This window comes from Amycolatopsis sp. lyj-90 (assembly GCF_046549035.1).
Taxonomy (GTDB): domain Bacteria; phylum Actinomycetota; class Actinomycetes; order Mycobacteriales; family Pseudonocardiaceae; genus Amycolatopsis.
Window position 1 is genome coordinate 350,101 of record NZ_JAJPWP010000012.1, and the last position, 10,976, is coordinate 361,076.

The following is a 10,976-nucleotide window of genomic DNA, read 5'->3' on the forward strand; positions in this document are numbered from 1 at the left end:
GGCGGGGTTCTCATCGCGAGGGGCGCAGCGGCCCGGGATAGAGGAGCTCGTCCGGCGGCCGCACCGTGCCGTCCAGCCACGCGTGGTTGAACGCGCCGAGATCGAGCTGGGTCATCGCGGAGACATAGAGCTCGAAGTCGTGCCAGTTCTGGTTGCCCTGCGGGTTGATCATCGGGAAGCCCGCCATGATCTGGAAGAACCCGTCGTCGCCGATCGTGCGGCGCAGCGCGTGCACCATCAGCACGGCCTTGGTGGTGGGCGCGAATTCGGCTCCCTTGCCGGGATCGGTGATCTTGGGCGTCCAGAAACCGGTGTCACCGCTCACCTTGGCGACCATTTCGCGGTAGCGCCGGTCGAGGTCGACGCCGTTCTTGGCCTCGTCCCACAGCCACACCGCGTACTGCGCGATCGACTCGGGCATCAGCGCGTCGCGCCACATCTTGCCGCTCACCCCGGCTCCCCACCACTGGTACGCGGTGGCGTACACCAGGTCGGCGATGGTGGCCGTGCGGCCGTACACCGGCCGGGTCTGGGCGCCGTGCGTGTAACCGAGAGAGCGGTCGAGGAACAGTCCGCCCGCCGCCGATTGCAGGTAGTCGCCGAACTTCCCGGTGAGGAACTCCAGCACCTCGGGCAGCTGTCCGCCGATCTTCCGCTTGTCGACGGCGCACGGGTGGTAGGCGTTGATCGCGGTCCGGCCACCGGGAAGCGTGATCCGCTCGACCTCCCAGCGCCCGATGCCGAGCATCGCCGTGCTCGGCGCCAGTGCGGTGTCCTCCGACCAGGTGACGGTGTGCCGTCCGAAGCCGGCGGGCACGTCCGAGACCGGTAAACCGTTGCCCAGCACGGAGAATTCGTCCAGGACGGTGACGGAGACACGCAGGGTCGCTTTGTCGACCTCGGTGCCGTTGACGGGGAACCAGGTCATCGCCGAACGCGGCTGGCCGGTGGCGACGGCGGAATCGCCGGGAGTACCCAGCCAGCCGACGCGGCCACGCGCCGTGCCGATCGGCTCCGGGCGCCCGTCGTAACCGACCACCACGGTGAACCGCGCGCCTTCGGCCAGCGGTGTCCGCGGGGTGATCACCAATTCGTGTTCACCCGCCCGCCGGAACGTGGCGGGCACCCCGTCGACGGTCACCGACCGCACGGTGAGGCCGCGCAGGTCGAGGTCGAACCGGCTGAGGTCCTGGGTGGCCGTCGCGGTGATCGTCGCCTTGCCGTTCAACAGCATCGAGTACGGTGAGTAGTCCAGCGCGAGCGCGTACTTGTCGACGTCGTAACCGCCGTTGCCGTCCTTCGGGTAGTAAGGATCGGCGCCGAGGACGGTACCGTCGGGTGAAACGTGCACGTACCCGTCACTGCCGGGTGCCGGCTGAGCCGTGGCCGGAGCCTGGCAGGTGCCGATCATCGTGGTGGCGAGCAGCGCGGTGCACAAGGGCTCCTGCCACCGAATCCGCACGGTCATGAACGAGCCTTCTCTCTACGGGGGAGGATGCCCGGCCATCGTGCGTGCGCCCGCGCCGCGCGCGGCACTGTCAGCCGGTCATGCCGTGGGGTTATCCCCGGCCGATAACCCCACGGCATATCCGCCCGGGACTACCCCGCGCCGCACCGGGGAAGAGATCGTCGGGGCATGCTGCCCATCCCCGCGCTGCTCGCGCTGACGACGACGGTCTTCCTCGGCTGCCTCACCGAAGTGCTGCCCGCCGGGCTGCTGCTGGGCATGTCCGAGGACCTGGGCGTTTCCCCGTCGGCGACCGGGCAGCTGGTGACGGTGTACGCGATCACCACCGCGCTGACCGCCATCCCACTCACCAGCGCGACACTCCGGGTCCCGCGCAAACGGTTGCTCCTGCTGTTGATCGCCGGTTTCCTGGTGACCAACCTGCTGATCGCGGTGTCCTCGTCGTATCCGCTGATCCTGGCCGCGAGGATCGTCTCCGGCGCGCTGACCGGGGTGATGTGGTCTCTCGTCGCCGGTTACGCGATGCGCCTCGCCCCGCCGGGACTCACCGGGCGCGCGCTGGCGGTGGCCATGTCCGGCACTCCGATCGGTTTCGCGCTCGGCGTGCCCGCCGGTACCGCGCTCGGCGAACTGGCCGACTGGCGCTGGGCCTTCGCCGCGATGGCGCTGATCACCGTGCTGCTGCTGGCGTGGGTGATCGCCGTGGTGCCCGCCGTCCCCGCGGATCCGGCGGCGTCCACCCGGCCGCTGGCCGCGTCCAGACTGCCCGGGATGCGGCCCGTGCTGGCGACGGTCGCGCTGTTCTCCTTGGGGCACAACGTGGCCTACACCTACATCGGTCCGGTTCTCGCCGGGCTGGACGTGGCGGGGATGCTGGGCGTGGCGCTGCTGGTGTTCGGCTGCGCGACGGTCGGCGGGCTGGTCGTGGTGGGTACCGCGCTCGACCGCCATCCACGGGCCGTGCTGATGTTCTGCACCGGCGTGACGGCCGCGGCCATCGTCCTGCTGGGGATCAGCGACGGTGTCCACGGCCTGGTGCTGACCGCCGCCGCGTTGTGGGGGCTGGCGTTCGGCGGCGCGCCCACCGCGTTCCAGGCGGTGACCGCGCTGATCGCGGGCCCCACGGCCGACGCCGCCCAGTCGCTCACCATCGCGGCCTGGAACGGCGCCGTCGCCGGGGGTGCGCTCATCGGCGGTCTGCTGCTGCCGCTGGGAACGTCCTCGCTCCCTTGGGTCGCCGCCTTCGTGATCCTCTTGCCGCTGGCGTTCAGCCGGCGAGTCGTGCTTTCAGCGCCCGCAGATCGGTCCCGGGCCCTACGATGAGCGGCCAGACGTCGGAGCCGAGGAACCCGGTCTCGTCGGTCGCCGCTGTCGCGCCGCAGAGGTCGCGCTCCAGCCCGTGCTTCGCCGCCAGCGTGCTGACCGCGTCCTTTGTGGACTGTCCGAACAGGCCGTCGGTGGGGACGGCGAAACCGCGTGCCCGCAGGAGTTCCTGGGCCACCCGCACCCGCGGTCCGGTATCGCCGGGTTTGAGCAGCGGCCACTCGGGCAGGTCGGCCTTCGGCGACGCCGAGCCCAGCAGGTTCCCGACGGCGGTGCGCAGCTCCGGAAGCCGGTTGTACAGCACGGTTCCCGGGCATTCGGTCGAGTTGAAGTCCCGGTGCCCCTTGATGAACTGCGGCGAGATCCCGTACTGCGACGCGATGTACGCGACCATCTTCACCAGCGAGTCCCAGAGCGCCGGTGTGACGTTCTCGGTGCTGTAGAGGCCTTCGTTCTCGATCCCGATGCAGGTGCTGTTGTTGTTGCCCACGTTCGCGCCCAGCACGTGCTTCGTGCCGCCGCGCAGCACTTCCAGGCTGCGGTGGCGGCCTTCGGTGATGTGCCCGCCGCGGCTGTTCGTGAACTGCTGGCCGCTGTCCACCCACCCGCGGGTGTCCATGTGGAAGTTCTGGATCGCCCGCGACGCCCAGAAGGCGTGTTCGAGCGAATAGTCGGTGACGTTGCCGGGATCGACGGTGTGGTGCACGACGATGTACGTCGGCTTGTGGTTCTGCACCTCGATCGTCCCGTTCGGCGGCCGGGCGCCCCAGGCCGCCGTGTCATGGATCTTCGGTTCTGGTGCCCCAGGCGCCGCGACGGCGGCGGCGGAAAACGTTGTCGTCCCCAGTAGCCCGACGGCACTTACCGTCAGGCCGCCCTTGAGCGCGGTACGTCGGTCGAAGTCGGCCACGGGCGTAGCTCCCATCATGCGCGTTGGCCGGAAAACTAACCCGCCATCGCGTCGTTGACAACCATTGACCAACTTTTGTCGTAATGCGTTAGTGTTCCCCGGGGAGGGCGAACAGACCGTCGCCGGTCTGTTCGAGCAGGCCGTCGACCAGCAGGGAGTCGAGGCAACGGTCGCGCTGCCCGGATTCGTCCCAGACGAGATCGAGCCGCGCCTTCTCGACCGGGCCTTCGGTTCCGCGCAGGACGTCGAGCAACAGCCCCCGCACCTGGCGATCGGTCCCCGCGAACTTCTGGACCTGCTTCGCGGGCCCGGCGTAGGCGGGTTTGCCCGCGTGCTGCCAGGCGCAGTCGTCGTAGATCGGGCAGTCCGCGCAGCGCGGCGAGCGGGCGGTGCAGACGAGCGCGCCGAGTTCCATCAGCGCCGCCGAGAGTTTCGCGGCGGGCGCGTCTTCCTTCGGCAGCAGGGCCTCGACGTCGGCCATGTCGCGGGTGTTCGACGGCGGCCCGGCGTCACCCGCGCCGTGCACCGCCCTGGCCACCACGCGCCGGACGTTCGTGTCCACCACCGGTGCCCGCTTGCCGTAGGCGAAGGCCGCGACCGCGCGCGCGGTGTACGCGCCGATACCGGGCAACGCGAGCAGAGTGTCCACATCGGACGGAACGACGTCGCCGTGTTCGGCGGCGATGACGGCCGCCGCCGCGTGCAGCCGCAACGCGCGGCGCGGATAGCCGAGTTTGCCCCAGGCGCGCACGACCTCGCCCTGGGACGACGCCGCCAGCGCCGACGGCACCGGCCAGCGCGCCATCCATTCGAGCCAGATCGGCTGGACCCGCGCGACCGGCGTCTGCTGCAACATGATCTCGCTGACGAGCACGCCCCAGGCGGTGCATTCCGGCTCACGCCAGGGCAGATCGCGCCCCACTTCGTCGAACCATCCGGTCAGCACATCCGCGTCGACGCCCACGGGGCCAGCTTAAAAGGTGAGCCCGCGCGGCCACCCTTGGGGCTGAAGGGGCCATTCCCCTCGTCTCACGTGGTGAAGGGCGCTTTCGCCGCGTCGCATGCGGTGAAAGTCCCCTTCAGCTCACGCGACCTCGGACAACTGCCCTGTCTTCACGTCGTAGACGAAACCGCGGACGTTGTCCCGGTGCGGCAGGAAGTCGCTGCGCCGGACGCGCTGCACCGACCGGCGCACGCTGTCCTCGACCTCGCGGAACGCCTCGACGGCCCAGGTCGGGCGCAGTCCGGTGCTCTCTTCGAGCTCGTCCTTGAAGTCGTCTTCGGTGACCATGGACAGGCCGCATTCGGTGTGCTGGACGATCAGCACCTCGCGCGTGCCCAGTTTCCGCTGGCTCAGCGCGAGCGAACGGATCATGTCGTCGGTGACGACACCGCCGGCGTTGCGCAGGACGTGGGATTCGCCCTGGAGCAGGCCGAAGATCTCGAACACCCGGATACGGGCGTCCATGCAGGTCAGAACCGCCACCTGGAGTGAGGGCCTCGGGGACGAACGGTCACCAGGAGTGACGTCGCCCAGCTCCTGGTTTCGCTTGAGAAGTACGTCTATTGAGGTCACACGACCATTTGAACGGACACGCTCGGTGAGAGCAACGCTTTACGGGCTACATCACGGCCCGAACCAGCGTTCTTCGGCCGTTCGTGGCGGCGCCGACGTGCGGCCGACCCGCAGTTCGGTCTGCAGGGTGATCACCTTCGGCCCGACCCGGTCGGCCGAGCTGAGCAGCAGCTTGCCCGCCGCCTTGCCCTTCTCGAGTACCGGCTGGTGGACCGTGGTGAGCCCGGATCGCTCGGCCTCGGTGATGCCGTCGAAACCGGTGACCGTCAGATCCTGCGGCACCCGCAGCCCACGGCGTTCCGCTTCGGCCAGCGCCCCGAGCGCGAGGATGTCCGAAGTGCAGATCACGGCGGTGACCTGCGGATACGCGTCCAGCAGCTGTCGCGCGGCCGACGCGCCGTCGTCCACGGTGTGGTCGAAGCGTTCGACCACCGGCACGGTCGACCAGTCGACACCGGCCGCGGAGAACGCGGCGGCCAGCGCCTCCAGCCGGATTCGCTGCACGTGGAAGTGCGCGGCGCTCTGCCGCTGGATGGAGACGAAGTCGTCGTTGCGCTCGCGGCCCAGCCGCATGCACAGCACGCCGATCTGCCGGTGGCCCAGCGAGATGAGGTGCTGCGCCATGGCGGTGACCGCGGCCGCGTCGTCCGGGCCGACCCGGTCGACGCCGTCCACGCGCGGCTGGTCGACGATCACCGTCGGCACCGGGCGCTCCAGCACGGCGCCCAGATGCGGGTCGTCGTCGGGCACGGAATAGACGACGAAGCCGTCGACGCCCGCGCGGTGCACGGCCGCGACGTCCTCGCGGCCCGGGCTGGCCGGGACCAGGTGCAGGCCGACGCCCGCGTCCTCGCACGCCAGCGCGAGCCCTTCGAGCACGCCGATGGCTGCCGGGTCGCGGAAGGCGTAGGAGAGGTTCTCGGTGAGTAAAAGACCGACAGCGCCCGCCTTGCGCGTTCGCAGTGATCGGGCCACCGGGTCCGGGCCCGGGTAGCCGAGGCGGCGCGCGGTCTCGAGGACGCGTCGGCGCAGCTCAGGGGACAACTGGTCCGGTCGGTTGTAGGCATTGGAGACGGTGGTCCTCGACACACCGAGCTCTGCGGCCAACGACGCCAGTGTCGCCTGCCTCCTGGTGCGGATAGGACGGCCCATCCGCAAACCGTAACGGTTCAGAACGTTTTGCAGAAGCATCACCCGACGTGTGGCAGGTCTCGATTCAGAGTGACCCTGGGTACAGCTCGTACCTGGACAGGGGGTGGTATCAGCCGGATGGGGTACAGTTGAATCTGACAACGGTTTCCATTACCCGGCATCTGGGACACCTGGCCTGGGCATCCGCAGGAGTGCAGTAAATGAATTCCCGCCGTACTAAGAGTGTTTTCGCGGCCGTGTCGGCCCTGGCCGTCCTCGCGCTCGGCGCGACGGCTTGCGCGTCCGGCGACAAGGCGTCGACGGCGTCCGGTTCGCAGAACGCCGCCGCCGCGAACCCGGGTGGCGGCGAGAAGATCAAGGTCGTCGCTTCGACCGACGTCTGGGGCAGCGTCGTGACCGCCGTCGGCGGCGACAAGGTCGAGGTCACCTCGATCATCCACGACCCCTCGGCCGACCCGCACTCCTACGAGACCACCGCGAGCGACGCCATCGCCGCGAAGAACGCGAAGCTGACCTTGTCCAACGGCGGCGGCTACGACGAGTTCTTCTCGAAGCTCGCGGACCAGGCCGCCGGCGCGCAGAAGCTCGTCGCCGTCGACATCGCCGCGACCGGCAACGAGAACGAGCACGTCTGGTACAGCCTGCCCGGCGTCGAGAAGATCGCCGACCAGGTCGCCGCGAAGCTCGGCGAGATCCAGCCCGCGTCGAAGGACGCCTTCACCGCCAACGCGACCGCGTTCAAGGGCAAGACCCAGGAACTGCTGAAGAAGGTCACCGGGCTGGGTGCCTCGGGCGGCAAGGTCGTCGCGACCGAGCCCGTCGCGCACTACCTGCTCGACAGCGCGAAGGTCGCCGACGCGACGCCGCCCGCCTTCGCCGAGGCCGTGGAAGCCGAGCAGGACGTGCCCGCCGCCGCGCTCAACCAGGTCAAGCAGCTGATTTCCGGCAAGCAGGTCAAGGCGCTGATCAACAACGCGCAGACCACCACCCCGGTCACCGAGCAGGTCGTCGGCGACGCCAAGAGCGCCGGGATCGCGGTCGTCGATGTCACCGAAACACTTCCCCAGGGTGTGACCGACTACATTGCATGGATGACGAAGTCGGTGGACGCGCTGGCGGGGGCACTGAAGTAGTGACCTCCGTACCTGCCGAGGCGCGTCCTGCGGTCCGTGTCCGCGGGGCGAGCCTCGCGTTCGGCACCAGGACCCTCTGGTCCGGGCTCGACCTCGACGTCGAGCCCGGTGAGTTCCTCGCGATCCTGGGGCCGAACGGTTCCGGGAAGAGCAGCCTGCTCAAGGTGCTGCTCGGTCAGCAGGGACTGCCCGAGGGCACGGTCGAGATCGCGGGGCGGCGCCCCGGCGGGCAGAACCGGCGGATCGGTTACATCCCGCAGCAGCGCGCCCTCGACGAGGGCCTGACGATGCGCGGGGTGGACCTGGTCGGCCTCGGCCTGGACGGGCACCGGTGGGGGACCGGGCTCTTCGGGATCGCGAAACGGCGGCAGCTGGTGGCGCGGGCGATCGAGTCCGTCGGCGCCCAGGCGTACGCGAAACAGCCGGTGGGACGGCTTTCCGGCGGCGAGCAGCAGCGGCTCCGCGTCGCGCAGTCGCTCGTCGGCGACCCCGAGGTCCTGCTGTGCGACGAGCCGCTGCTCTCGCTCGACCTCGCCCACCAGCGCGCGGTCAGCGAACTGATCGACGAGCGACGGCGTTCGGCCGACACCGCCGTCCTGTTCGTCACCCACGAGATCAACCCGATCCTGTCCTATGTGGACAGGGTGCTCTATCTGGTGAACGGCCAGTTCCGGGTCGGCAAGCCGGACGAGGTGATGAACTCGGAGACACTGTCCGAGCTGTACGGCACGCGGATCGAGGTGCTCAAGGTCGGCGGGCAGATCCACGTCGCCGGGGCGCAGAGCTCGCTGTGCGAGGACGAACCGCACCACATCGACGAACAGGTCAGCTAGCGCAAGTGGCAGACGAAGTGAGGTTATTCGTGCGGCTTGGACCACACACGGAACCCGCCCCGGCCGGAGGCCCCGCGATCGGGGCGGCAGGGCGCCTGGGTGAATCAACGCGAGCGATGACGCGGAATCGCGCCCTGGCGACGCGATCACGGCCGCGGGTTCTCGGGTAAGCACCGTGGACAAGATGTTCGACTTCGCCCTCACCGGCGAACTTCTCGGTCTCGACTTCGTGCAGACGGCGCTGCTCGCGGCCGCCGTCCTCGGGCTGGTGGCGGGCGTACTCGGCCCGCTGGTCGTCATGCGGCGGATGTCGTTCGCCGTGCACGGCACCGCCGAACTGGCCTTCACCGGCGCGGCGGGCGCGCTGCTGCTCGGCGTCGGCGTCGAACTCGGCGGCCTCGCGGGCGCGGTCATCGCGGCCCTGCTGATCGGGATCCTCGGCGGCCGCGAGTCCGAACGCGACTCCGTGATCGGCGTGATCCTCGCCTTCGGACTCGGCATGGGCGTCCTGCTGCTGTCGTTCTACGAAGGCCGCAGCGCCAACAAGTTCGGCATCCTCGTCGGGCAGATCATCACCATCGACTCCACCAACCTGAACCTGCTCGTCGGCGCGTCGGTCGTCGTCCTGGTGGTGCTCGCGGTGATCTACCGGCCGCTGCTGTTCGCCACGGTCGACCCCGCGGTCGCGACGGCGCGCGGCGTGCCGGTGAAGCTCCTGTCGCTGATCTTCGCGGTGCTGGTCGGGATTTCGAGTGCGCTCGGCGTCCAGATCGTCGGCGCGCTGCTGGTGGTCTCGCTCATGGTGACCCCGGCCGCGGCGGCGGCGCGGGTCACGGCGAGCCCGTGGAAGGCGACCGTGCTGTCGATCGTGTTCGCGGAGGTCGCGGCGCTCGGCGGGATCATCCTTTCGCTCGCGCCCGGGAAGCCGGTGAGCGCGTTCGTCACGACGATCTCGTTCGTGATCTACCTGGTCTGCCGCCTCATCGCGTGGCTGCGCGGCAGGAGCTCGCGGGTCCGCGTCGAACCGACGGCGGCGCCGCAGCCCGCCTTGCGCTAGCGGATCGGGTGCTCGGCGAGCGCCTTCTTGACCGCCGTGAGGAAACCGGGGTCGATGAACGCGAGCTGACCACCGGCCACACTGCGCTCGACCGCCTCCAGGACCACGACGTTCGCGTTGACGAAAGCGTCGACGGCCTCGGCCTGCGACGTCTTCTGGGTGAAGTGCGCCAGCATCGTCAGGTTCGTGAACGCGCCCGAGAGATACCGCGAAGACGCCTTCGTGAACGAGTCGCCGTAGATCAGGATCTTCTCGTCCACGGTCCCGATCAGCGGACTCGCGGTGCGGTAGACCGGCCTGTCGATGTCGCCGTTCGGCTCGCCCGCGCGCTCGACCAAGCCGTCCGGGCGGAGGCTGTAGAGCGTGTTCGTCTTCGTGCCCTGCTTGCTGATCAGCGGCGGCAAGTCGGCGACCGTGTCGTACTGGCCGACGGGAACGCTGACCCAGGTCTGCGTGACACCCGGTTTGATCGCGTTCGCGATGGCGCGCGTCATCACCAGCGCGCCCTCGTCGGCCCAGTGGGTGTCGTTCGGCGGGTAGACCGGCCGCTGCACCCGGCCCTCGGACGCGCGCAGCTCGGGCCGCAGGTCGATCGCGCGGGCGTCCTTGAGCATCCGGTGCCAGGTGGCCGCCTCGGCCGACTGCGAGCAGTCCTTGCCGGGGTAGGTGTCAGGCAGGAATTGCGGCACCATCGTCGACTTGTCCGGCGCGACGACGAGCTCGAACCGCCTCCCGGACTGTTCGACCGCGCGCCGCAGCTCGTTGATCTTGTCGATGGTCTCGGGCAGCGGACGGGACGGATCGCATTTCGCGTCGGCGTCGTAGCCGTAGTACAGCCAGCCGTCCCGGCCCTGCACGACGCGGCGATAGCCGGACGCGGCGTTCGGCGTCGGGCCCTGCGTGGGCGCGGTCTTGGACGGGCTGGGCGCGGGCGGCGCGGGGATCGGGCCCGCCTGCTGCTGCGGTGGCGGCTGGTCGAGCGGGGCGCCCTCGCCGAAGACCCCGCGGCTGATCGCGTCCGCGGCGGCGATCGCGCCCGGCCGGAAGGACAGCTGGTCGATGGCCCAGGTCGGCAGATCGGTGAAGAAGGCCCAGCCCTTGTCCAGGCCGGGGAAGCTCGCGAGCTTGTGGTTCTCGATCTCGCCGGGCCGCACGCCGAACACCCACAGCAGGGCGGGGGTGGTGAAGAACAGAAGCGCGCTGATCAGCGCGGTCAGCTGCCTGCCACCGTGGCGAGGGCGGTGCAGCGCGTGCTCACGCGGAAGCCACGCCTCGTGGACGGCTGGCAGTTGCTGGGGTTCGGACGCCACCCCACCACCGTAATCACCCCGTGTCTCGCGCAGGTGAGAACCGCCCCCAAAGCGCGTTTAGCCCGCTAAACGCGCTCCGACCACCCCGGGCTGGTGCCCCCAATGTGGCATTGGAGACGCTCAGTGTCTCCAATGCCACATTGGGGGCACGCTTCTCCGCCGGGGCGCGCCCCGGCGGGGCGGGGCGCGGTTTGCGGGCTGAACGCGCCCCGGC

Annotated in this window: 10 protein-coding genes; 4 read left to right on the forward strand and 6 right to left on the reverse strand. The window is 69.7% G+C overall.

The genetic code is table 11. The features are described from left to right. Window positions 1–10 precede the first annotated feature (10 nt). Window positions 11–1,468, reverse strand: a complete 1,458-nt coding sequence (locus ACLJPX_RS37700; RefSeq protein ID WP_410605062.1) for a M1 family metallopeptidase — start codon at window positions 1,466–1,468, stop codon at window positions 11–13. 168 nt (window positions 1,469–1,636) lie between these two features. On the opposite strand from ACLJPX_RS37700, the gene ACLJPX_RS37705 reads away from it, so the two are divergent. Then, window positions 1,637–2,791 carry an MFS transporter gene (locus tag ACLJPX_RS37705; protein WP_410605063.1) on the forward strand — a complete coding sequence of 385 codons (1,155 nt, stop codon included), beginning with the start codon at window positions 1,637–1,639 and terminating at the stop codon, window positions 2,789–2,791. Here the strand turns inward: ACLJPX_RS37705 and ACLJPX_RS37710 are convergent. From ACLJPX_RS37710 to ACLJPX_RS37725, 4 genes are all read right to left on the reverse strand, one after another. Beyond that, window positions 2,736–3,701: an N-acetylmuramoyl-L-alanine amidase gene (locus tag ACLJPX_RS37710; RefSeq protein ID WP_410605064.1), complete on the reverse strand. Its 966-nt coding sequence runs from the start codon at window positions 3,699–3,701 to the stop codon at window positions 2,736–2,738. The two genes, ACLJPX_RS37705 and ACLJPX_RS37710, sit on opposite strands and share 56 nt — an antisense overlap. A gap of 88 nt (window positions 3,702–3,789) precedes the next feature. Beyond that, window positions 3,790–4,665, reverse strand: a complete 876-nt coding sequence (locus ACLJPX_RS37715; RefSeq protein WP_101611039.1) for an A/G-specific adenine glycosylase — start codon at window positions 4,663–4,665, stop codon at window positions 3,790–3,792. Window positions 4,666–4,785: 120 nt separating this feature from the next. Next, the gene (locus tag ACLJPX_RS37720; RefSeq protein WP_410605065.1) at window positions 4,786–5,277 is read right to left on the reverse strand and encodes a beta-class carbonic anhydrase; all 492 of its coding nucleotides are present in this window, start codon (window positions 5,275–5,277) and stop codon (window positions 4,786–4,788) included. Between the two features lie 51 nt (window positions 5,278–5,328). Further along, the gene (locus tag ACLJPX_RS37725; protein ID WP_101613561.1) at window positions 5,329–6,429 is read right to left on the reverse strand and encodes a LacI family DNA-binding transcriptional regulator; all 1,101 of its coding nucleotides are present in this window, start codon (window positions 6,427–6,429) and stop codon (window positions 5,329–5,331) included. Window positions 6,430–6,629: 200 nt separating this feature from the next. On the opposite strand from ACLJPX_RS37725, the gene ACLJPX_RS37730 reads away from it, so the two are divergent. From ACLJPX_RS37730 to ACLJPX_RS37740, 3 genes are all read left to right on the forward strand, one after another. Continuing rightward, on the forward strand, window positions 6,630–7,562 hold the full coding sequence (locus ACLJPX_RS37730; RefSeq protein WP_410605066.1) for a metal ABC transporter solute-binding protein, Zn/Mn family: 933 nt from the start codon (window positions 6,630–6,632) through the stop codon (window positions 7,560–7,562). After that, window positions 7,562–8,395 carry a metal ABC transporter ATP-binding protein gene (locus ACLJPX_RS37735; RefSeq protein ID WP_410605067.1) on the forward strand — a complete coding sequence of 278 codons (834 nt, stop codon included), beginning with the start codon at window positions 7,562–7,564 and terminating at the stop codon, window positions 8,393–8,395. The genes ACLJPX_RS37730 and ACLJPX_RS37735 overlap by 1 nt, the downstream gene beginning before the upstream one ends. A gap of 175 nt (window positions 8,396–8,570) precedes the next feature. Beyond that, window positions 8,571–9,452 (forward strand): metal ABC transporter permease, encoded by an 882-nt coding sequence (locus tag ACLJPX_RS37740; protein ID WP_101611035.1) that lies wholly within the window; start codon window positions 8,571–8,573, stop codon window positions 9,450–9,452. Here ACLJPX_RS37740 and ACLJPX_RS37745 read toward each other — a convergent pair. After that, on the reverse strand, window positions 9,449–10,762 hold the full coding sequence (locus ACLJPX_RS37745) for an alginate O-acetyltransferase AlgX-related protein (protein WP_101611034.1): 1,314 nt from the start codon (window positions 10,760–10,762) through the stop codon (window positions 9,449–9,451). The two genes, ACLJPX_RS37740 and ACLJPX_RS37745, sit on opposite strands and share 4 nt — an antisense overlap. Window positions 10,763–10,976 lie beyond the last annotated feature (214 nt).